A 20,689-nucleotide genomic window follows, 5' to 3' on the forward strand; every position below is an offset into this window, starting at 1 on the left:
GCCACCGCCCCGTGGTGCGAGGGGCGGTGGTCGTGCGTTTATGACAGCGCGACAGGAGGTGTCAATGCAGCCAGGGAGTGAAGCATTCTCGCAGGCCGAACTGGAGGCCTGGAGCGCCCAGATCCAGGCGATCGGCGAGGAGTACAAGGCCCTCCTGGAGGACCTGATTCCGCGGATGGTGCCGGATGACGCGGCCCAGTCCGTCCATGCCCACATGCGCGAGGCCTTCCAGGCCGGGGCGGAATCGCTGATGCAGGATCCGACCCTGCTGTGGGAGACCCAGGCGCGCCTGGTGCAGGACCAGTTCCAGCTGTGGCAGAACGGTATGCGCGCCCTGGCCGGCGAGGCCGTGGAGCCGCTGATCACGCCGGCCAGGGGGGATCGCCGCTTCCAGGACGAGGCCTGGACCAGCGACCCGCACTATCTCGCCATCATGCAGCAGTACCTGCTGTTCTCGCGCTGGGTCGAGGAGCTGATCGAGCGCCTCGACGGGCTGTCCGCCGAGCAGAAACGCAACCTGGCCTTCTACGCGCGCCAGCTGGTCAACGCCATGGCGCCGACCAACTTCGTCTCCACCAATCCCGAGGTCATGCGCCGCACTATCGAGACCCGCGGCGAGAATCTGGTCGAGGGGCTGGCCCGGCTGCGCCAGGACCTGCTGGCCTCCGCCGAGGGGCTGAATGTCACCATGACCGACCGCAGCGCCTTCACCGTGGGCGAGAACATCGCCGTCACGCCGGGCTCGGTGGTGTACGAGAACGAGCTGATCCAGCTGATCCAGTACGCGCCGACCACCGAGCAGACGTTCAAGACGCCGCTTCTGATCGTGCCGCCCTGGATCAACAAGTACTACATCCTCGACCTTCGCCAGGACAACTCCCTGGTCAAGTGGCTGGTGGACCAGGGCCACACCGTGTTCCTGATCTCGTGGCGCAATCCCGGCCCCGAACAGGGTGACCTGACCTGGGCCGACTACATGCAGCTGGGCCCGATCAACGCCATGGAGGCGATCGAGCAGGCCACCGGCGAGAAGTCGGTCAACCTGCTGAGCTATTGCGTCGGCGGCACCCTGGCCGGCTCCACGGTGGCCTACCTGACCAGCACCCGGCGCGGGCGCAAGGTCAAGTCGGCGACCTACATGACCAGCCTGTGGGACTTCCGCGATCCCGGCGAGATCGGTGTCTTCCTCGGCGAGCCGGTGCTCAGCGGCATCGAGGCCAAGCTCGAGCAGGACGGCTACCTGGACGGGCGCATCATGGCCTACTCCTTCAACCTGCTGCGCGAGAACGACCTGTTCTGGTCCTTCTACATCAACAACTACCTCAAGGGCGACATCCCGGCGCCCTTCGACCTGCTGTACTGGAACACCGACGGCACCAACCTGCCGGCGGCCACCCACGGCTGGTATCTGCGCCATCTCTATGCCGAGAACCGCCTGGTCGAGCCCGGCGGCATCGAGCTCGATGGCGTGAAGATCGACCTGCGCAAGATCTCGGTGCCGAGCTACTTCGTCTCCACCCGCGACGATCACATCGCCAAGTGGAACAGCACCTACTACGGGGCCCTGCTGCCCAAGGGGCCGGTGAAGTTCGTGCTGGGCGGGTCCGGCCATATCGCCGGTATCGTTAATCCGCCGCACAAGAACAAGTACGGCTTCTGGACCAACGACGCGCTGCCGCCGACCCCGGAGGAGTGGCTGGAAGGGGCCGAGGCCCACGAAGGCTCGTGGTGGCCGAACTGGCAGGCCTGGATGACCGACAACGGCTACGCCGACGCCGAGAAGATGGTGCCGGCGCGCCAGCCGGGCGACGGCGAGCTGGATATCCTCGAGCCGGCGCCCGGGCGCTTCGTGCGCATGACCATCCCCGAGGTGCTGGGCGAGCCCCAGGCCTGACGCCGCCGCCTTCTGACGCTCGAAACGACGACACCCCGCTGCCTGGCAGCGGGGTGTCGTCGTTCTGGGTTGCTTGGTGGCGTCGAGCCTACGCCTTGCGACGCCTGAGGCCGGGCAGCACCAGCAGCGCGCCGAGCAGCCACACCGGCCAGCTGCCGAGGCGCGAGAAGGGCGTGAGGCCCTGCATCGGCGAGACCTCGCCGGTGAGGGTCGCGACCTCGAACTGCGGCGCACGGTCGATGACCCGGCCCCGGTCATCGATCAGCGCGGTGACGCCGTTGCTGGTGGCACGGATCACCGGACGGCCGTTCTCCAGCGCCCGCAGCCGGGCCATCTGCAGGTGCTGCAGCGGGCCGATGGAGGCGCCGAACCAGGTGTCGTTGGAGACCGTGAGGATCACGTTCGAGCGACGCGCCTGGCGGGCCACCAGGTCGGCGTAGATGATCTCGTAGCAGATGGCGTTGCCGATGCGGGTGCCGGCGGCGTCCAGCGGCGCCTGATGGGCCGGCCCCGGGGTCATGGCCGGCATCGGCAGGTCGAAGAAGGCGATGGCGCCGCGCAGCAGCGGCTCCAGCGGCAGGTACTCGCCGAACGGCACCAGGTGGCGCTTGAGGTAGGTCTCGCCGTCGGCGACGTCGAGCACGCCGTTGTAGTAGCGGTCGTCCTCGCGGGTCAGGATGCCGGTGAGCAGGGTGCTCTGGGGCGGCAGCAGGGTCTGGGCGCGCTCGAGGATCGGCCGGGCCTGGTCGGCGAACATCGGCAGCGCCGCCTCGGGCCAGATTACCAGATCCGGGGCCTCGTCCAGCTCGGCGGTCAGCGACAGATAGGTGTTGGCGGCCTGGCGCTGGCCCTCCGGCGTCCACTTGATCAGCTGGGGCAGGTTGCCCTGCAGCAGGGCGACGCGCAGCGGCTCGCCGGCGGGCGTCGTCCACTGGGTGGGCAACGCCAGCGGCACCAGCCACAGCACCGCCAGCGGCAGGGCGGCCCACCAGCGCCGGCGCAGCAGCGACACGCCGAGCGCCCCGCTGAGGGCCACGATCAGCGACAGCCAATAGACGCCGCCGACCGGCGCCCAGGGTGCCAGCGGCGAGTCCACCTGGCCGCTGCCCAGCAGCAGCCAGGGGAAGCCGGTGAACAGCCAGGTGCGCAGCGCCTCGCCCAGCACCCAGGCGCCGGCGAAGGTCAGCACCGACAGCCGCGGCCCGCACAGGCGCCGGTAGAGGCCCAGGGTGACGGCGAAGAACAGCGACAGGGCGGCGACGAACAGCGCGGTCAGCGCCAGCGCCAGGGGCACGCCGGTATAGCCGTAGTCGTGGATCGAGACATAGACCCAGGACGCGCCGGCGCCGAACAGGCCGAGCCCGTAGCACCAGCCCCGCCAGGCGGCCTGGCGGGCGGAGAGCGATGGCAGCCCGGCATAGAGCAGGCCGGCGGCCACCGGGGCCAGCCACCAGAGATGAAACGGGGCGGCGGAGAGGGTCGTGAGCACGCCGGCGGCGATCGCCGCCAGGGGCCCGAGGAACCGATGAAGGCGAGGGGGCGTCATGGCACCGTCCTTGGTGAAAAAGCCGACGGAAAATGGCCGGGGAAAATCGGTGAGCGGATCAGTCCTCGGCGGACTCCGAGGCCGGCTCGGCTTCCAGCAGGCGGATGCGGCGATTGTCGGCGTTGAGCACGGTGAAGCGCCAGCCGCCGATCTCGGTGTGCTCACCGCGGCCGGGCAGGTGGCCGAAGCGCTGCATCACCAGGCCGCCGAGGGTGTCGAACTCCTCGTCGGAGAAGCGCGTGCCGAAGCGCTCGTTGAAGTCCTCGATGGGGGTCAGGGCACGGATCGCGTAGCGCGACTCGCCGAGGGCGCGGATGTCCTCTTCCTCGTCGGTGTCGTGCTCGTCCTCGATGTCGCCGACGATCTCCTCGAGGATGTCCTCGATGGTGATGATGCCGGCGGTGCCGCCGTATTCGTCCACCACCAGGGCCATGTGGTTGTGGGTGTCGCGGAATTCCTTGAGCAGGCTGTTCAGGCGCTTGGATTCCGGCACGAACATGGCCGGGCGCAGCACCTCCTCGAGCCGGAAGGGGTGGTCGTTGCCCTGGCGCAGCAGCGGCAGCAGGTCCTTGACCAGCAGGATGCCCTTCACCTCGTCGAGATTCTCGCCGACGACCGGGTAGCGCGAGTGGCCGGTCTCGAGGATCAGCGGCAGGTACTCCTCCAGCGGCTGGTCGAGGCCGATGGCGGTGATCTGGGAGCGCGGGATCAGCACCTCGCGCACCTGCTGATCGCTGATGTTCAGGGCGCCCTCGATGATCATCATGGCGTCCTGTTCGAGCTTGAGGCGGGTCGCCGCCTGGCGCAGGAACTCCAGCAGCTCGTCTCGCGAGCTGGGCTCGTCGCTGTCGCTGGACAGCGCGCTGAACAACTTATCGAGCCAGGACCTTTGGCCCTGGCCGGTCGATCGGTCTTCGCTCATGCGTCGGCTCTCTCGTCATCGGGGTCGGAATCGCGATGCGCCGGGCCGGAGGCCCGATAGGGGTCGGCGATGCCGAGGCCGGCGAGGATCTCTCGCTCCAGCGCTTCCATGACCTCGGCTTCGTCGTCCTCGATATGGTCGTAGCCCATCAGGTGCAGGGTGCCGTGAACCACCATATGAGCGTAGTGATCGCCGAGCGCCTTGTCCTGATCGCGGGCCTCGTCGATCACCACCGGATGGCAGATCACCAGATCGCCGAGCAGCGGCAGCGGCACGCCCGGCGGACACTCGAAGGGGAAGGACAGCACGTTGGTGGGCTTGTCCTTGCTGCGGTAGTCGCGGTTGAGCGCCTGGCTCTCCTCGGCGTCGACGAAGCGCACCGTCAGCTCGTGACGTTCCTCGTCGGGCAGCCGGGCCAGCACCGCGCCCACCCAGGCCTCGAGCTCGGCCTGGCTCGGCAGGCCATCGGCGTCGATGGCCCGCTGGCGGTCGACCTCGGCCAGGCTCATTCCTCGTCCTCGCGGCCGTTCTGTCGCTCGAGGCGTTCCTGGCGGATGGCCTCGCGCTCCTGCTCGCGGGCCTCGCGCTTGGCGCGTGCCTGGGCTTCTTCCTCGGCCTCGAACTGGTCGTAGGCCTCGATGATGCGCTGCACCAGGGGGTGGCGGACCACGTCCTTGGCGGCGAAGTGGGTGACGCCGATGCCCGGGGTGCCGCTGAGCACGTCGAGCACCTGGATCAGCCCGGAGGCCTGGCCGCGGGGCAGGTCGACTTGGGTGATGTCGCCGGTGATCACCGCGGTGGAGCCGAAGCCGATGCGGGTCAGGAACATCTTCATCTGCTCGCGGGTGGTGTTCTGGCTCTCGTCGAGGATGATGAAGGCGTTGTTCAGGGTGCGCCCGCGCATGTAGGCCAGCGGCGCGATCTCGATCACCTGGCGCTCGATCAGCTTGGCGACCTGCTCGAAGCCGATCATCTCGTACAGGGCGTCGTAGAGCGGGCGCAGGTAGGGGTCGATCTTCTGCGCCAGGTCGCCGGGCAGGAAGCCGAGCTTCTCGCCGGCCTCGACCGCCGGACGCACCAGCAGGATGCGGCGCACCTGCTGCTGGTTCAGCGCTTCCACCGCGGCGGCGACGGCCAGGTAGGTCTTGCCGGTGCCGGCCGGGCCGATGCCGAAGTTGATATCGTGGTCGCGGATGCTCGAGACGTAGCTCTGCTGGTTGAGCCCGCGGGGCTTGATCAGCGCCTTGGGCGTGCGCAGCAGCACCTCGCCGTCGCCGCTGCCGCCTTCTTCCTCCTCTAGGGCCTCGAGGCCGGATTCCTGCAGGAACAGGTGCACGGTGTCCGGGGTCAGCTCGCCGGCCTCGGTCTCGCGATAGAGGTGCTCGACGACGTTGGAGGCGGCCTTGACCCGGGGGCCGGGGCCGGCCAGCTGGAAGACGTTGCCCCGGTTGCGCAGGGTGACGCCGAGGCGCTCCTCGATCAGCTTGAGGTGCTCGTCCTGCTGGCCGCAGAGGTTGGCCAGGCGCTGGGGATCGTTGGGCTCGAGATTCAGGGTGATGACGCGGTTGGCCGCGGAGGCTGCTGGCTGGCTCAAGACGGGCAAGTCCGTGAGTTGATGGATGTCGGGGTCAGCTTACTGCCCCGGAAGCTACAAGGGCAATGAAGGGGGCTCGGAAACAGGGCGGGGCTGATCCGGCGACAGGCCTTCGAGGAGACGCTGTGAACCCATCCCTGGGCGCTACCGACGCCATCCATGGCGTAGGACCTCCTCTTCGGCCTGTCCCCGGCGCCCCTTGTGCCCGTGCATCAGCCCATCGTGTCGTGCCGGCGTTTAGAAACGCTCCGGCGAGGCCAGATCACCGCGCAGCGAGTTGGGCAGCGCCTCGGTGATCTCCACGTCGACGAAGTAGCCGATCAGCTCGGTGGGGTTCGGCGCGCGGAAGTTGACCACCCGGTTGTTCTCGGTGCGGCCGGACAGCTGGCCCGGGTCCTTCGGCGAGAAGCCGGTGACCAGCACGCGCTGGACGGTGCCCACCATGCGGCGGCTGATCTGCATGGCCTGCTGGTTGATGCGCTCCTGCAGGATCGCCAGGCGCTGCTTCTTGATCGCTTCCGGCGTGTCGTCCTCGAGGCCGGCGGCCGGGGTGCCGGGGCGGGCCGAGTAGACGAAGCTGAAGGACACGTCGAAGCCGATGCGACCGATCAGGTCCATGGTGTTCGCGAAGTCTTCCTCGGTCTCGCCGGGGAAGCCGATGATGAAGTCCGAGGAGAAGCTGATGTCCGGACGCAGCGCACGGATGCGCTCCATCTTGTCCACATACTCCTCGACGGTGTGGCCGCGCTTCATGGCCGCCAGGATGCGGTCGGAGCCGGCCTGCACCGGCAGGTGCAGGTGGCTGACCAGCTCCGGGATCTCGCCGTAGGCCTCGATCAGGCTGTCGGAGAACTCCACCGGGTGCGAGGTGGTGAAGCGGATGCGGTCGATGCCTTCCACCGCCGCCACGCAGGCGATCAGTTCGGCCAGGTCGATCTCCTCGCCGAGCTGGTTCTCGCCGCGGTAGGCGTTGACGTTCTGGCCCAGCAGATTGATCTCGCGCACGCCCTGATCGGCCAGGTGGATGACCTCGTCCATCACCGCCTCGAAGGGCCGCGAGACCTCCTCGCCGCGGGTGTAGGGCACCACGCAGAAGGTGCAGTACTTGGAGCAGCCTTCCATCACCGAGACGAAGGCGGTGGCGCCGTCGGAGTTCGGCTTGGGCAGGTGGTCGAACTTCTCCACCTCGGGGAAGGTCACGTCGACCACCGAGATCTGGTTGTCCTGGCGGGCGTCGAGCATCGACGGCACCCGGTGCAGGGTCTGGGGGCCGAAGACCATGTCGACCTGGGGCGCGCGCTTGCGCAGCGCCTCGCCTTCCTGACTGGCGACGCAGCCGCCCACGCCGATGACCAGATCCGGGTTGGCGTCCTTGAGCTTCTTCCAGCGGCCGAGCTGGTGGAAGACCTTCTCCTGGGCCTTCTCGCGGATCGAGCAGGTGTTGAGCAGGATGACGTCGGCATCGCGCTCGTCGTCGGTGAGCTCCAGCTGGTGGGATTCTCCGAGCAGATCCGCCATGCGCGCGGAATCGTACTCGTTCATCTGGCAGCCATGCGTCTTGATGAAGAGTTTCTTCGCCATAAGAATAGGTCGTGGCGCCTGGGCCCGACGTTGCACCGGTGGATATTCGTTCGCAGGAGAGGCGGCCGGCAGGGCCGTCCGATTGAGAGCGAAGATTATACGCGCCCAGTCGGGACGGGGCCAGAGTGCGCGGAACGCCCGGCGCGCGGGCCTGTGGTACCCTTGGCGGCTTCGGAGGCGCCGGCGAGGTGGTCAGGAAATGACCGAAATGTTGCCGTATCGGCAGCCATGCCGCCTGGCCGCGGGTTTCCAGCGGTTTTCCCGACACTTGTCCACAGATGCTGTGGATGATCCGGAGACGCACTCTCATCTCGGCGGACCGGGCAGGGATGGTCCGGTCACGACCGCCATCGCCGCGAGCGGCGGACACAGAGCCTTGGACAGCCAGGACGACGCATGACGATGCAACGATACAAGACACTGATGACGCTGGGCGCACTGCTCGGGGCCCTGGCCCTGCCGGTGCAGGCCCAGCAGGACGACGCCCAGAACGCCGATGCGCGCTGGGTGTCCGGCGACCTCACCACCTTCGTGCGCAGCGGCCCCACCGACGGCTATCGCATCGTCGGTACCCTGACCGCCGGCGACCCGGTCGAGCTGCTCGAGACCCAGGGCGACTACAGCCGCGTGCGCAGCCAGAGCGGCGACGTGGTCTGGGTGCCCTCGAGCGACCTGCAGGGCGAGCCCAGCGCCAAGGTCCGGCTGCCCGAGCTGGAGGCGCGAGTGGAGGAGCTCTCCGAGGAGCTCTCGGGGATCAATGAGACCTGGGAGAGTCGCATGGCCTCGGTCACCGAGACCCTCGACGTGCGCGAGCAGCGCATCGCCGAACTCGAGCAGCGCAATCAGGCGCTGGCCTCGGAGAGCGAGGACGCCGGTGCCCGGGTGCGCCAGCTGCAGGCGCGCCTGGATACCCAGGAGGAAGACCTGCTGATGCGCTACTTCATGTACGGCGGCGGGGTGGCCGGTGCCGGGCTGCTGGTGGGCCTGATCGTGCCGCACCTGCCGCGTCGTCGCCGCAAGCGCGACCGCTGGTTCTGAGGCCGGCCATGGACAACGAGTGGCTCGCGCGCTGGCGCGAGGGACGCATCGGCTTCCATCGCCACGAGGCCCATCCGGCCTTGGTGCGTTACTGGCCGACGCTGGGCGCGGCACCCGGTACCAAGGTGCTGGTGCCGCTGTGCGGCAAGAGCCTGGACATGCGCTGGCTGGCCGGCGAAGGCTATCCGGTGCTGGGCATCGAGCTGGCCGACGAGGCCATCGAGCAGTTTCTGGCGGAGGGCGAGGGTGAGGTCTCCCGCTATCGGGGCGACGGCTTCGACATCAGCCGCCAGGGCAGCGTGGAGCTGTGGCGCGGCGACTTCTTCCACTTCCATATCGAGGCCGCCGCCGAGCTGGGGGCCTTCTATGATCGGGCGGCGCTGATCGCGCTGCCCGAGGCGACCCGCCAGCGCTACGCCTTCCACCTGGCCCAGCTGCTGCCGCCCGGCAGCCAGGGGCTCCTGATCGGCCTGACCCGAGCCCCCGGGGACGAGGGTGGGCCGCCCTTCAGCGTCGGCGCCGACGAGATTCGCGAGCTGTTCGCCCCCAACTTCGAGGTGGTGCACCTGGAAGAGGGCGAGCCCGAGCCGGGCAGCGGCTTTCGCGAGAGCGTCTGGTCGCTGACGCGCCGCGGCCCTCGGGGCGGCTGATCGCGCCGTTCACCACACGAGCCCGTCGGCGTCGCGCCGGCGGGCCCGCGTTTCCATCGGGGGCGTGGTGACGCAAGCGTGATCAGCGCGCCAGCAGGCCCGCCAGCTCCGGATCGCGAAAGGCGCGGTCCAGGGCATCGGAGAGCAGCTCCTCGATCATCGCCTGGTTGGCCTCGCGATCCGGCTTCACCGCGTATTGCTGGGTGCGGCGCGCGGTGTAGCTGCCGGTGTAAGTGGTGCCGTCGTTCTGGGCCTCGGCCTCCAGCACCGCCGTCAGGCGCACGCTGCCGACCATCGGCGGGGCGTCGCCGCGGCCGTATTCGAGCCGCTTCAGGGTCAGCGTCAGGCCGGGCCGGCCCGGTGCGGCCTCGCCGACCGGCCGGAAGCCCATGTCGCGCACCGCGCGCTCGGCCTCGGCCTGCAGGCGGGGCGTCAGCTCGCCCGGATCGACGATCACCACCGCCGTGGAGCCGGCACTGCCGGAGCGGGTGCCGATTACCGCCTCCTGGCGAGTGTCCCGGGCGGTCACGCTGACCTCTTGGCCCTGACCGGCGGCCGGCACCTGGACGCTGCGCTTGGGATCCGGCGTCAGATAGTGGGGGCCGGCGCAGCCGGCGAGCCCGCTGGTGGCCAGCAGCATCAGGCCGAGGCCGAGAAGGCGTCGAGTCGTCATGGGCGGTCTCCTTGTCGGTCGCAAAGGCCCGAGTATAGCGACTCTTCTCGCGGCGCATCATGTCGATGAACGGCCGTGCCGCCGAGCGGCGGCACGGCCGAGGGATGGGCTAGAGCCCCATCGCCGAAGAGGTGGAACGGCGCGGATCGGCGCCGCCGTAGAAGCGGTCGTCGTCGATCACGATCGACTGAGCGGCGCCCATGGCGGACTGCTGGCTGATGGTGTGGCCTCGGGCCTCGAGCAGCGACAGGGTGTCGGGGCTGAAGCCGGCCTCGACGCGCAGCTCGTCGGGCAGCCACTGGTGGTGCAGGCGCGGGGCGCTCACCGCCGACTGAACGTTCATGTCGTGGTCGATGACGTTCATCAGCACCTGCAGGGTGGTGGTGATGATCCGCGAGCCGCCGGGGCTGCCGGTGACCAGGAAGTTCTCGCCGTCGCGCTTGACGATGGTCGGGGTCATCGACGACAGCATGCGCTTGCCGGGCTCGATCTTGTTGGCCTCGCCGCCGATCAGGCCGTAGGCGTTGGGCACGCCGGGCTTGGCGGAGAAGTCGTCCATCTCGTTGTTGAGCAGGAAGCCCGCGCCGTCCACGACGATGCCAGAGCCGTAGCTGAAGTTGATGGTGTAGGTGTTGGAGACCGCCAGGCCGTCGTCATCGGCGATCGAGAAGTGGGTGGTCTCGTTGGACTCATAGGGCGCCGGGTCGCCGGCGGCGATCTCGTCGCTGGGCGTGGCGCGGTCGATGGCGATCTCGGCGCGCAGCTCGTCGGCGTAGCCTTCGGAGGTCAGCCCCTCGAGCGGCACGTCGACGAAGTCGGTGTCGCCCAGGTACTCGGCGCGGTCGGCATAGGCGCGTTTCATGGCCTCGGCCATCAGGTGCATGGTGTCGGCGGCGCCGAAGCCCAGCTCGTCGATGTCGTAGGCCTCGAGGATATTGAGCATCTGCACGATGTGGGCGCCGCCGGAGGAGGGCGGGCTCATGGCGTAGACGTCGTGGCCGCGGTAGGTGCCGTGGCTGGGTTCGCGGATCTCCGCCTGGTAGCCGGCCAGGTCCTCGCGGGTGATCAGGCCGTCGTGGCGCTCCATCTCGGCGACGATCAGCTCGGCGGTCTCGCCCTCGTAGAACTCCCGTGCCCCCTGCTCGGCGATGCGCTTGAGCGTCGCGGCGAGGTCCGGCTGGCGGAAGGTCTCGCCCACGGCGTAGGGGCTGCCGTCCTGCTTGTAGAACATCGCCTCGGTGGCGTCCCATTTCGTCAGGCGTTCGCCGGCCTCGGCCACGCCGTCGACGAACCGCTGGGGCACCACGAAGCCGTCCTCGGCCAGGCGGATCGCCGGTGCCAGCGCCTCGGCCAGGCTCAGGGTGCCGTACTCCTCGAGGGCCAGCGCCAGGCCGGCCACGGTGCCGGGGACCCCGGCGGCGCGGTGGGTGAAGCGCGACCACTCGGAGACGGCGTTGCCGTCCTCGTCCTGGAACATGGTCTCGGTGGCGGCGGCCGGCGCGGTCTCGCGATAGTCGATGGCGATCACCTCGCCGCTGTCCTCGTCGGAGATCAGCATGAAGCCGCCGCCGCCGATGTTGCCCGAGCGCGGCTGGGTCACCGCCAGGGCGAAGCCGGCGGTGACCGCCGCATCCACGGCGTTGCCGCCGTCGGCGAGCACGTCATGGGCGACCTGCGAGGCCAGGAAGTGGCTGGTGGCCACCATGCCCCGTTCGCCCACCTCGGGGTGGAAGCGCTCGCCCTCGAGGATGGCCGACTGGGCCAGGGCGGCGCTCGGGGCGGCGAGCGCGGCGCTCAAGAGGCCGGTGCCGAGGGCACGGCGCAGCTGGGGGAAAGGCATGGACGCCTCCTTGGTCGTGAACGGCGGAACCTTCACTATTGTCGCCGAACGCCGATGGTGCAAGGCGGTCGCGCGCGTTCCTGTTAGAATGCCGGCCATCATGACCGTGACCCGACAGGACCCCGTTCCCATGAGCGATTCGACGACCGACTTCCAGATTGCCCCCTCGATTCTCTCCGCCGACTTCGCCCGCCTCGGCGCGGAGGTCGACGACGTCCTCGCCTCCGGCGCCGACATCGTGCACTTCGACGTCATGGACAATCATTACGTGCCGAACCTGACCATCGGCCCGATGGTCTGCGAGGCGCTGCGGAAGCACGGCGTGACCGCTCCCATCGACGCCCACCTGATGGTCAAGCCGGTGGATCGGCTGATCGGCGACTTCATCGATGCCGGCGCCAGCTACATCACCTTCCATCCCGAGGCCTCCGAGCACATCGACCGCTCGCTGCAGCTGATCCGCGACGGCGGCTGCAAGGCCGGCCTGGTGTTCAATCCGGCCACGCCGCTGTCCTATCTCGACTACGTGATGGACAAGGTCGACATGGTGCTGCTGATGAGCGTCAACCCGGGCTTCGGCGGCCAGTCGTTCATTCCCGGCACCCTCGACAAGCTGCGCGAGGCGCGCCGGCGTATCGATGCCTCCGGGCGCCCGATCCGCCTGGAGATCGACGGCGGGGTTAAGGTCGACAACATCGCCGAGATCGCCCGCGCCGGCGCCGATACCTTCGTCGCCGGCTCGGCGGTGTTCAAGGCCAGAAACGAGGCCGACCCGAACCGCTACGACGGCGTCATCGCCGACTTCCGCCGCGCCCTGGCCGAGGCCTGAGCGTGACGGACGAGGCCGTCCCTCGCTGGCATCTCTATGTGATCGAGACGGCCGCCGGGGCCCTCTACACCGGCATCACCACCGACGTGACGCGGCGCCTCGGCGAGCATCGCGCGGGGCGGGGCGCCAAGGCGCTGCGTGGCAAGGGGCCTTTGCATCTGGTATATCACGAATGTATTGGTGAACACGGTGAGGCGCTGCGTCGCGAGGCGGCGATGAAGCGCCTCACCGCCGCGGCCAAGCGCCGCTGGCTGGCCGAGCGGCGAGCCATGCAGGCAAGCGGGGAATCCTTCCCCTAGGCTGTGTCGATAGCGTCGGCCGGGTGCCGGCGCGACCTTCGACACGGCCTCAACACGACAGGGAGCGCCTATGGACCTTCAAGGAATCATCGACTTCGTGCAGTTTCAGGGCACCAGCCTGGCCGTCAATCTGGTGGCGGCGCTGGCCATCTTCGTGGTCGGCCGCTGGGTGGTGAAGCTGCTGCATTCGCTCAGCATCAAGGCCATGCAGCGCGGCAAGCTCGACCCGCTGCTGATCAAGTTCCTGGGCAATATCCTCTATGCGCTGCTGATGGTGTTCGTGGTGCTGGCGGCGATCAGCCAGGTCGGCATCCAGACCACCTCGCTGATCGCGGTGATCGGTGCCGCCGGCCTGGCGGTGGGGCTGGCGCTGCAGGGCTCGCTGGCCAACTTCGCCGCCGGCGTGCTGGTGATCATCTTCCGCCCCTACAAGATCGGCGACTACGTGGAGGCCGGCGGCGTGGCCGGCACCATCGACGACGTGCAGATCTTCACCACCGAGCTGAAGACCGCGGACAACCGCAAGATCATCGTGCCCAACGGCCAGATGATGAACGGTGCCATCACCAACTACTCCAGCCACGACACCCGCCGGGTGGACCTGGTGGTCGGCGTCGGCTATGACGATGACATCGACGTCGTGCGCCGGGTGCTGGAGAGCGTGGTGGCCGACGATCCGCGGGTGCTGGCCGACCCCGCGCCCAACATCCGCATGAGCGCCATGGGCGACTCCTCCGTCAGCTGGATCGTGCGCCCCTGGGTCGAGGCCGCGGACTACTGGGACGTCTACTGGGAGATGACCGAGGAGATCAAGCGTCGCTTCGACGCCGAGGGCATCAGCATTCCCTTCCCGCAGCGCGACGTGCACGTCTATCACCATCCCGAGAAGGACGGCGAGGCGAGCCTCGAGCGCTGAGCCTGACGCTCGGAAACGACACGGGCCCCGGCATTTGCCGGGGCCCGTGTCGTTTCAGGCGGTGCTCAATGCCTCAGTGCAGCTTGAGGCGCGGCTTGAGGAACTTGTTGAGACCGTCGACGACGACCATCAGGCCGGTCTTCAGCGCGCCGTGGATCGCCCGCTGGTGCATGCGGTAGAGCGAGGCGTAGAAGAACCGGGCCAGGTGGCCCTCGATGAACAGGCTGCGCGCCGAGGCGCCGCGCATCAGGCTGCCGATGGCGTCGAAGTGGGCCAGCGAGATCAGCGAGCCGCGGTCGCGGAACACGAAGGGCTTGAGCGGCTTGCCGTCCAGCCGGGCGACCAGGTTCCTGTACAGGCGGTCGGCCTGCTGGTGCGCGGCCTGGGCCCGTGGCGGCACCGTGGAGCCGTCCTCCTGGGGGCAGCTGGCGCAGTCGCCGAAGGCGAAGACGTGCTCGTCGTCGAGGCTCTTGAGCGTGGCATCGACCTTGAGCCGATGGTTGCGCTCGGTGGAGAGTCCGAGCTCGGAGAGCAGCGCCGGCGCCTTGATGCCGGCCGCCCAGACGCCGAGGTCGATGTCGATGCGCTCGTCGCCGGCGGTGATGATGGCCTCGTCGTTCACCTCGGTGACCCGGGTGTCGACGTGCACCTTGACCCCCAGGCGCTCCAGCTCGGCGTGCACGGCGCCGCTGATGCGCTCCGGCAGGGCCGGCAGCACCTTGGGCGCGGCTTCGATCAGGTGGACCTCGAGGTGGTCGCTGTCCAGGGTGGTGAAGCCGTAGCTGTTGAGCATTTCGGAGGCGCCGTAGAGCTCGGCGGCCAGCTCCACGCCGGTGGCGCCGGCTCCGACGATGCCCACCACCATCTTCGCCGACGTCTCCTGCGGCGCGCTGTAGCGTAAAAAGGCGTTGAGCATTGACTGACGGAAGAGTTCGGCCTGATGGGGGCTGTCGAGGAAGTGGCAGTGCTCGGCGACGCCGGGGGTGCCGAAGTCGTTGCTGACGCTGCCCAGCGAGAGCACGAGGTCGTCATAGGGCAGGGTGCGGGCGGGGAGAATCTCCTCGCCGTCGTCGTCCAGCACCGGCGCCAGGGTCAGGGTCTGGCCGTCGCGGTCGAGGTCGGTGAGGGTGCCGAGCTGGAACTGATAGCCGTTGGCGCGGGCGTGGCCCTGGTAGGAGATTTCATCGAGGCCGGAATCCAGCGCGCCGGTGGCGACTTCGTGGAGCAGCGGCTTCCAGATGTGGGTGGGGTTGCGATCGACGAGCACGATCTCGGCGCGCTTGCGCTTGCCGAGCTTGCGGCCGAGCCGGGTGACCAGCTCGAGTCCGCCCGCACCTCCGCCGACCACCACGATGCGTGGTAGTGTCATGGAGACTCCTGACTGAATGCGTGGGAACGTGGCAAAGAGTTGCCCGGGTCAGGGCTCAGCCTCGATACGGCGGTCGGGCGTCACGGCGGGTGTCGTCGGCGTCCGGCCGAGGTAGGGGACATGCCCTGCAGTCGGCAACGGCTGGCTCCAGCATAACGCCGCGACCCTGGCCTGCCTATGGGCGACAGGAAATGAGCGGTATTTTCTCGTAATATTACATGCATAATCATGCTTCACTCGCCGATACCGATACGCCCAGGATAAGAGAGAAACGCGCCCATGCACCCCTGTCTGGAAGACATCACGCTGGTCACCTTCGACCTGGACGGCACCCTGGTGGACTCGGTGCCCGACCTCGCCGCGGCGGTGGGTGCCGCCCTGACCGATCTGGGGCTGCCTGCCCCCGGCGAGGACAAGGTGCGCGACTGGGTCGGCAACGGCTCGCGTTCACTGGTGGAGCGCGCGCTGACCGATGCCCTGGGCGAAGCGCCGGCCGAGGCGTTCCTGGGCACCGCCCACGAGGGCTTCCTGGCGTGCTACGGCGAGGCGCCCTGCGCGCGAACTCGCCTGTATCCCGGCGTGCGCGAGGCGCTGGAGGGGCTCTCGGCCAGCGGTCGACGGCTGGTGCTGGTGACCAACAAGCCCGAGGCCTTCATCGCACCGATCCTCGAGGCGACCGGCATCGCCGGGCATTTCTCGCTGTGCCTGGGCGGCGACAGCCTGCCGCGCCGCAAGCCCGACCCGCTGCCGCTGATCCACGCCGCCGAGCGCTTCGACGTGGCCCCCGGCCGCTGCCTGATGGTCGGCGATTCGCGCCACGATATCGCCGCGGGCAGGGCGGCGGGCTTCCGCACCCTGGCCGTGCCGTACGGCTATAACCACGGCGAGCCGGTGGCGGCGAGCGGGCCGGATGCGACGGTTGAATCGCTGGCACAACTCGTTTAATGTAAATCGAGTTGCGCTATAACGATGTAATTATTGATTGTTTTTCGTTATATACGATTCCGCCCTTGCCGATGGAACCCCGCATCATGCCGGCTTTTTCCGTATCCTCGACCGTCTTCCGCCTTCCCCGTGCCACCGGCATGCTCGGCGGCTGGCGATGGTAACGCTCGCTTCCTGACACGGCGCCTTCCGGGGCGACCGTCGCCGCTTCACCGTCGCACACCCTTCATCGAGGATACGGGCCCATGATGACCCCCGAACGCTTCCAGTCCCTGGCCGAGGACGGCTACAACCGCATTCCGGTCACCCGCGAGGTGCTGGCCGATCTCGACACGCCGCTGTCCACCTACCTCAAGCTCGCCGACGTGCCCTGGACCTTCCTGCTGGAGTCCGTGCAGGGCGGCGAGAAGTGGGGCCGCTACTCGATCATCGGCCTGCCGTGCCAGGAGCGCATCGAGGTGCGCGGCTTCCAGGTCACTCACGTCATCGACGGCGAGACGGAGGGCGTGACCGAGGTCGAGGACCCGCTGGCCTGGATCGAGACCTTCCAGGCGCGCTTCAAGGTACCGCGCCTCGACGATCAGCCGCGCTTCGACGGCGGCCTGGTGGGCTACTTCGGCTACGACACCATCCGCTACATCGAGCCGCGCCTGCGCGGGGTGGAGAAGCCCGATCCCATCGGCGTGCCCGACATCCTGCTGATGGTCTGCAACGACCTGGTGGTGTTCGACAACCTGTCCGGGCGCCTGACGCTGTGGACCCACGCCGACCCGGCCGAGCCCGAGGCCTACGAGCGTGCCGTGGCCCGCCTGGCCGCGCTCGAGGAGCAGCTGCGCGGGGCGGTCCTGGACCCCCGCAGCCCCGGCACCGGCGGCCGGGCGGTGGAGGAGGGGCACTTCACCTCCGGCTTCACCGAGGGCGGCTTCAAGTCGGCGGTGGAGACGATCAAGGAATACGTGCTGGCCGGCGACATCATGCAATGCGTGCCCTCCCAGCGGATGTCGATTCCCTATCAGGCGCCGCCGCTGGATCTGTATCGCGCGCTGCGCAGCCTCAACCCTTCGCCCTACATGTTCTACTTCGACCTGGGCGATCATCAGGTGGTGGGCTCCTCGCCGGAGATCCTGACCCGCCTCGAGGAGGGCGAGGTCACCGTGCGGCCGATCGCCGGCACCCGCGTGCGCGGCCGCACCGAGGCGGAGGATCAGGCGCTCGAGGCCGATCTGCTGAACGACCCCAAGGAATGCGCCGAGCACCTGATGCTGATCGACCTGGGGCGCAACGACGTGGGCCGCATCTGCGAGACCGGCTCGGTGACCGTCACCGACAACATGGCCGTCGAGCGCTATTCCCACGTCATGCACATCGTGTCCCAGGTCACCGGCCGGCTACGGCCCGGGCTGACCGCCATGGACGCCCTGCGCGCCACCTTCCCGGCGGGCACGCTCTCCGGGGCGCCGAAGATCCGCGCCATGGAGATCATCGACGAGCTGGAGCCGGTCAAGCGCGGCGTCTATTCCGGGGCCGTGGGCTATCTGTCCTGGCACGGCAACATGGACACCGCCATCGCCATCCGCACCGCGGTGATCAAGGACGGCGAGCTGCACGTCCAGGCGGGCGCCGGCGTGGTGGCCGATTCCGTGCCCGAGATGGAGTGGCAGGAGACGCTCAACAAGGGGCGCGCGCTTTTCCGCGCCGTGGCCATGGCCGAGCACGGCCTGGACAATCTCGAGTAAGGCTCTCTCGAACGCGCGCGAGGCCCCGTCGCTCCGGGGCCCGGGCATCTTGACACGGTCGGCCGCCGGCGAGCACTATGATGACCATGAACGTACCAGATCAGACATTCGGCCCGATGGCGTGGTGGCGCTCCTGAGCGAAGGGGCGGCACGCTTGCGACCGAACGAAATGCCGCCGTCAGGGCGGCATTTTTGTGTCTATTGATCCCTGCACGGCTGGCAGGCCCGACGCGTCGACCCGGGCAAGATGCTGGGTAACAATCACTGGATCACGAATCCAAGCCAAGGAAATCAGGACTCTATCGCCATGTCCGTGCTGATGATCGATAACTACGACAGCTTCACCTTCAACGTCGTGCAGTACCTCGGCGAACTCGGTGCCGAGGTGGTGACCCATCGCAACGATGCCATCACCCTGGAGGAGATCGAGGCGCTGGCGCCGAGCCACCTGGTGGTGTCGCCGGGGCCCTGCACGCCCAACGAGGCGGGCATCTCCATGGAGGCGATCCGCCACTTCGCCGGCTGCCTGCCGATCCTCGGCATCTGCCTCGGCCATCAGGCCATCGGCCAGGTGTTCGGCGGCCGTGTGGGCCGCGCCCCGCAGGTGATGCACGGCAAGACCTCGCGTATCCGCCACCATGGCCTCGGCGTGTTCGAGGGCCTCGAGGATCCGCTGGAGGTCACCCGCTACCATTCGCTGGTGGTGGATCGTGACAGCCTGCCGGACTGCCTGGAGGTCACCTCCTGGACCGACGAGGACGACGTGACCCCGGGCCTGATCATGGGCATGCGCCACCGCGAGCTCGACATCGAAGGCGTCCAGTTCCACCCGGAATCGATCCTGACCCGCCAGGGCCATGAGCTTCTGGCCAACTTTCTCAAGCGTCGCTGAATCGCTGACACTGCCACAAGGAGACGACGGCCATGCAGATGCGGGAAGCCCTCGGTGCCCTGATGCGCCACGAGAACCTGAGCTTCGACCAGACCCATGCGCTGATGACCGCCATCATGACCGGGGAGGCCAGCGACGCCCAGATCGCCGCCTTCCTGATGGGCATGGCGATGAAGGGCGAGACCCCCGAGGAGATCAGCGCCGCCGCCCAGGTGATGCGCGAGCTGATGTCGCCGGTCACGCTGCACGCCGAGAACGTGGTCGACATCGTCGGCACCGGCGGTGACGGGGCCAACCTGTTCAACGTGTCCACCGCCTCGAGCTTCGTCGCCGCCGCCGCCGGCGCCCACGTGGCCAAGCACGGCAACCGCGGCGTGTCATCGTCGTCGGGCAGCGCCGACCTGTTCGCCGTGGCCGGCATCGGCCTCGACCTGGACGCCGACCAGGTGGCGCGCTGCATCGAGGACGTGGGGGTCGGCTTCATGTTCGCCCCCAACCACCATCCCGCCATGCGCCATGCCATCACCGCGCGGCGCGAGATGGGCGTGCGCACCCTGTTCAACATCCTCGGCCCGCTGACCAACCCGGCCGGGGCCCGTAGCCAGCTGCTCGGCGTCTATTCCGCCGAGCTGGTGCCGCTGATGGCCGAGGTGCTCAAGCGCCTCGGCAGCGAGCACGTGCTGGTGGTGTACGCCGAGGACGGCCTCGACGAGATCTCGCTGGCCGCACCGACCAAGGTCGCCGAGCTCAAGGACGGCGAGATCCACGAGTACACCATCGCCCCCGAGGACTTCGGCATCGCCCGCCAGGAGCTCGACGCCCTCAAGGTGAAGACCGCCGAGGGCAGCCTGCGGCTGGTGGAGCAGGCGCTGATCGGCGAGGGCCCGGCGGCGGACATCGTGGCGCTCAACGCCGGCGCGGCGCTGTATGCCGCCGACGTCGCCGATACCCTCAAGGAAGGCGTGGCCCTGGCGCAGGACGCCCAGGACTGCAAGCTGGCCCGTGAGAAGCTCAAGGAGCTGGCCAACTTCACTCGCGTCTTCGCCCAGTAGTCACCCGTCCAGGATCCTTTGATGACCGCATCTACCGCTACTCCGACCATCCTGACCCGCATCCTGGCGCGCAAGGACGCCGAGGTCGCCGAGCGCCGCCAGGCCGTGTCCGAGGACGAGCTGCTGCGCCTGGCCGGCCTGCAGTCCGCGCCGCGCGGCTTCGTGGCCGCCCTCGACGCGCGCATGCGTGACGGCGACCCGGCGGTGATCGCCGAGGTCAAGAAGGCGTCGCCCTCCAAGGGCGTGATCCGCGAGGACTTCCGTCCGGCCGAGATCGCCGCCAGCTATGCCGCGGGCGGGGCCGCCTGCCTGTCGGTGCTCACCGACGCCGACTTCTTCCAGGGCCATGAGGACTTCCTGGTCGAGGCCCGGGAGGCCTGCTCGCTGCCGGTGATCCGCAAGGACTTCATCACCCACGGCTATCAGGTCAGCGAGGCGCGGGCCATCGGCGCCGACTGCATCCTGCTGATCGTCGCCGCCCTGGACGACGCCCGGCTGGCCGACCTGCACCGCCAGGCCACCGAGCTCGGCATGGACGTGCTGGTCGAGGTCCACGATGCCGCCGAGCTGGAGCGCGCCCTGGCGCTGGACCTGGCGCTGGTCGGCATCAACAACCGCGACCTGCACACCTTCGCGACCCGGCTCGAGACCACCCTGGACCTGCTGCCGCGCATCCCCGCCGGCGTCACCGTGGTCACCGAGTCCGGCATCCACAGCCGCAACGACGTGCTGCGCATGCGCGAGCACGACGTCCACGGCTTCCTGGTGGGCGAGGCCTTCATGCGCGAGGAGGATCCAGGCGAGGCGCTGCGCCGCCTGTTCTACTAGGCAACGTCTGAACAGTGTCTGCGCTCGGCTATACGGTGTTAAAAATCAGCTCAAAGTCCTCATTTACACCTCGTAAACTCCGGCT

General features: G+C 68.6%; 19 protein-coding genes. 11 read left to right on the top strand and 8 right to left on the bottom strand.

The annotated features are described in order from the left end of the window. Nucleotides 1-64: 64 nt before the first annotated feature. Nucleotides 65-1,894, top strand: coding sequence for a class I poly(R)-hydroxyalkanoic acid synthase (gene phaC, locus UYS_RS0201850; RefSeq protein ID WP_016853786.1), 1,830 nt, complete (start codon nt 65-67; stop codon nt 1,892-1,894). A gap of 88 nt (nt 1,895-1,982) precedes the next feature. On the opposite strand, the gene lnt is transcribed toward phaC, so the two are convergent. The 5 genes from lnt to miaB all read right to left on the bottom strand — a co-directional run bounded on the left by lnt (nt 1,983) and on the right by miaB (nt 7,537). Next, a complete protein-coding gene (lnt, locus tag UYS_RS0201855) occupies nt 1,983-3,440 on the bottom strand; it encodes an apolipoprotein N-acyltransferase (protein ID WP_016853787.1) in 1,458 nt (485 codons plus the stop codon). Nucleotides 3,441-3,498: 58 nt separating this feature from the next. Then, nucleotides 3,499-4,362 (bottom strand): HlyC/CorC family transporter, encoded by an 864-nt coding sequence (locus UYS_RS0201860; protein ID WP_016853788.1) that lies wholly within the window; start codon nt 4,360-4,362, stop codon nt 3,499-3,501. Next, the gene (ybeY, locus tag UYS_RS0201865; RefSeq protein ID WP_016853789.1) at nt 4,359-4,871 is read right to left on the bottom strand and encodes an rRNA maturation RNase YbeY; all 513 of its coding nucleotides are present in this window, start codon (nt 4,869-4,871) and stop codon (nt 4,359-4,361) included. Before ybeY ends, UYS_RS0201860 begins: the two co-directional genes overlap by 4 nt. Beyond that, nucleotides 4,868-5,956, bottom strand: coding sequence for a PhoH family protein (locus UYS_RS0201870; RefSeq protein WP_016853790.1), 1,089 nt, complete (start codon nt 5,954-5,956; stop codon nt 4,868-4,870). The genes ybeY and UYS_RS0201870 overlap by 4 nt, the downstream gene beginning before the upstream one ends. 237 nt (nt 5,957-6,193) lie before the next feature. Further along, nucleotides 6,194-7,537, bottom strand: a complete 1,344-nt coding sequence (gene miaB / locus UYS_RS0201875; protein WP_016853791.1) for a tRNA (N6-isopentenyl adenosine(37)-C2)-methylthiotransferase MiaB — start codon at nt 7,535-7,537, stop codon at nt 6,194-6,196. A gap of 396 nt (nt 7,538-7,933) precedes the next feature. Here miaB and UYS_RS0201880 point away from each other — a divergent pair, with 396 nt between their 5' ends. Next, nucleotides 7,934-8,575 (top strand): TIGR04211 family SH3 domain-containing protein, encoded by a 642-nt coding sequence (locus tag UYS_RS0201880; protein WP_016853792.1) that lies wholly within the window; start codon nt 7,934-7,936, stop codon nt 8,573-8,575. Nucleotides 8,576-8,583: 8 nt separating this feature from the next. Further along, nucleotides 8,584-9,225 (top strand): class I SAM-dependent methyltransferase, encoded by a 642-nt coding sequence (locus UYS_RS0201885; protein ID WP_016853793.1) that lies wholly within the window; start codon nt 8,584-8,586, stop codon nt 9,223-9,225. A gap of 82 nt (nt 9,226-9,307) precedes the next feature. Here UYS_RS0201885 and UYS_RS0201890 read toward each other — a convergent pair whose 3' ends face one another. Together UYS_RS0201890 and ggt are read right to left on the bottom strand one after the other, a co-directional pair. Further along, entirely contained in the window at nt 9,308-9,898 is a 591-nt protein-coding gene (locus UYS_RS0201890) for a YajG family lipoprotein (protein WP_016853794.1), read from the bottom strand. A 109-nt stretch (nt 9,899-10,007) separates the two neighbouring features. Further along, the gene (gene ggt / locus UYS_RS0201895) at nt 10,008-11,738 is read right to left on the bottom strand and encodes a gamma-glutamyltransferase (protein WP_016853795.1); all 1,731 of its coding nucleotides are present in this window, start codon (nt 11,736-11,738) and stop codon (nt 10,008-10,010) included. A 130-nt stretch (nt 11,739-11,868) separates the two neighbouring features. On the opposite strand from ggt, the gene rpe reads away from it, so the two are divergent. The 3 genes from rpe to UYS_RS0201910 all read left to right on the top strand — a co-directional run bounded on the left by rpe (nt 11,869) and on the right by UYS_RS0201910 (nt 13,782). Then, complete coding sequence (gene rpe / locus UYS_RS0201900; RefSeq protein ID WP_016853796.1) at nt 11,869-12,567, top strand: ribulose-phosphate 3-epimerase; 699 nt, start codon at nt 11,869-11,871, stop codon at nt 12,565-12,567. Between the two features lie 2 nt (nt 12,568-12,569). Continuing rightward, nucleotides 12,570-12,866, top strand: a complete 297-nt coding sequence (locus UYS_RS0201905) for a GIY-YIG nuclease family protein (protein WP_016853797.1) — start codon at nt 12,570-12,572, stop codon at nt 12,864-12,866. Nucleotides 12,867-12,936: 70 nt separating this feature from the next. After that, entirely contained in the window at nt 12,937-13,782 is an 846-nt protein-coding gene (locus UYS_RS0201910; RefSeq protein ID WP_016853798.1) for a mechanosensitive ion channel family protein, read from the top strand. Between the two features lie 73 nt (nt 13,783-13,855). Here UYS_RS0201910 and UYS_RS0201915 read toward each other — a convergent pair whose 3' ends face one another. Continuing rightward, nucleotides 13,856-15,151, bottom strand: coding sequence for an NAD(P)/FAD-dependent oxidoreductase (locus tag UYS_RS0201915; protein ID WP_016853799.1), 1,296 nt, complete (start codon nt 15,149-15,151; stop codon nt 13,856-13,858). A 279-nt stretch (nt 15,152-15,430) separates the two neighbouring features. On the opposite strand from UYS_RS0201915, the gene UYS_RS0201920 reads away from it, so the two are divergent. From UYS_RS0201920 to trpC, 5 genes are all read left to right on the top strand, one after another. Next, nucleotides 15,431-16,096: a phosphoglycolate phosphatase gene (locus UYS_RS0201920; RefSeq protein WP_016853800.1), complete on the top strand. Its 666-nt coding sequence runs from the start codon at nt 15,431-15,433 to the stop codon at nt 16,094-16,096. Between the two features lie 248 nt (nt 16,097-16,344). Beyond that, nucleotides 16,345-17,832, top strand: coding sequence for an anthranilate synthase component I (gene trpE / locus UYS_RS0201925; RefSeq protein WP_040477834.1), 1,488 nt, complete (start codon nt 16,345-16,347; stop codon nt 17,830-17,832). A gap of 307 nt (nt 17,833-18,139) precedes the next feature. Further along, nucleotides 18,140-18,724 (top strand): anthranilate synthase component II, encoded by a 585-nt coding sequence (locus UYS_RS0201930; protein WP_016853802.1) that lies wholly within the window; start codon nt 18,140-18,142, stop codon nt 18,722-18,724. A 32-nt stretch (nt 18,725-18,756) separates the two neighbouring features. After that, nucleotides 18,757-19,776: an anthranilate phosphoribosyltransferase gene (gene trpD, locus UYS_RS0201935; protein ID WP_016853803.1), complete on the top strand. Its 1,020-nt coding sequence runs from the start codon at nt 18,757-18,759 to the stop codon at nt 19,774-19,776. 21 nt (nt 19,777-19,797) lie between these two features. After that, nucleotides 19,798-20,604 (top strand): indole-3-glycerol phosphate synthase TrpC, encoded by an 807-nt coding sequence (gene trpC / locus UYS_RS0201940; protein ID WP_016853804.1) that lies wholly within the window; start codon nt 19,798-19,800, stop codon nt 20,602-20,604. Nucleotides 20,605-20,689 lie beyond the last annotated feature (85 nt).

The organism is Halomonas smyrnensis AAD6 (assembly GCF_000265245.1).
Classification (GTDB): Bacteria; Pseudomonadota; Gammaproteobacteria; order Pseudomonadales; family Halomonadaceae; genus Halomonas; species Halomonas smyrnensis.

What these genes read in the sequence shown, in the direction of transcription:
- phaC (WP_016853786.1), top strand. Translation starts at nt 65, where the DNA reads ATGCAGCCAGGGAGTGAAGCATTCTCGCAGGCCGAACTGGAGGCCTGG.
- lnt (WP_016853787.1), bottom strand. Translation starts at nt 3,440, where the DNA reads ATGACGCCCCCTCGCCTTCATCGGTTCCTCGGGCCCCTGGCGGCGATC.
- UYS_RS0201860 (WP_016853788.1), bottom strand. Translation starts at nt 4,362, where the DNA reads ATGAGCGAAGACCGATCGACCGGCCAGGGCCAAAGGTCCTGGCTCGAT.
- ybeY (WP_016853789.1), bottom strand. Translation starts at nt 4,871, where the DNA reads ATGAGCCTGGCCGAGGTCGACCGCCAGCGGGCCATCGACGCCGATGGC.
- miaB (WP_016853791.1), bottom strand. Translation starts at nt 7,537, where the DNA reads ATGGCGAAGAAACTCTTCATCAAGACGCATGGCTGCCAGATGAACGAG.
- UYS_RS0201880 (WP_016853792.1), top strand. Translation starts at nt 7,934, where the DNA reads ATGACGATGCAACGATACAAGACACTGATGACGCTGGGCGCACTGCTC.
- UYS_RS0201885 (WP_016853793.1), top strand. Translation starts at nt 8,584, where the DNA reads ATGGACAACGAGTGGCTCGCGCGCTGGCGCGAGGGACGCATCGGCTTC.
- UYS_RS0201890 (WP_016853794.1), bottom strand. Translation starts at nt 9,898, where the DNA reads ATGACGACTCGACGCCTTCTCGGCCTCGGCCTGATGCTGCTGGCCACC.
- ggt (WP_016853795.1), bottom strand. Translation starts at nt 11,738, where the DNA reads ATGCCTTTCCCCCAGCTGCGCCGTGCCCTCGGCACCGGCCTCTTGAGC.
- rpe (WP_016853796.1), top strand. Translation starts at nt 11,869, where the DNA reads ATGAGCGATTCGACGACCGACTTCCAGATTGCCCCCTCGATTCTCTCC.
- UYS_RS0201910 (WP_016853798.1), top strand. Translation starts at nt 12,937, where the DNA reads ATGGACCTTCAAGGAATCATCGACTTCGTGCAGTTTCAGGGCACCAGC.
- UYS_RS0201915 (WP_016853799.1), bottom strand. Translation starts at nt 15,151, where the DNA reads ATGACACTACCACGCATCGTGGTGGTCGGCGGAGGTGCGGGCGGACTC.
- UYS_RS0201920 (WP_016853800.1), top strand. Translation starts at nt 15,431, where the DNA reads ATGCACCCCTGTCTGGAAGACATCACGCTGGTCACCTTCGACCTGGAC.
- trpE (WP_040477834.1), top strand. Translation starts at nt 16,345, where the DNA reads ATGACCCCCGAACGCTTCCAGTCCCTGGCCGAGGACGGCTACAACCGC.
- UYS_RS0201930 (WP_016853802.1), top strand. Translation starts at nt 18,140, where the DNA reads ATGTCCGTGCTGATGATCGATAACTACGACAGCTTCACCTTCAACGTC.
- trpD (WP_016853803.1), top strand. Translation starts at nt 18,757, where the DNA reads ATGCAGATGCGGGAAGCCCTCGGTGCCCTGATGCGCCACGAGAACCTG.
- trpC (WP_016853804.1), top strand. Translation starts at nt 19,798, where the DNA reads ATGACCGCATCTACCGCTACTCCGACCATCCTGACCCGCATCCTGGCG.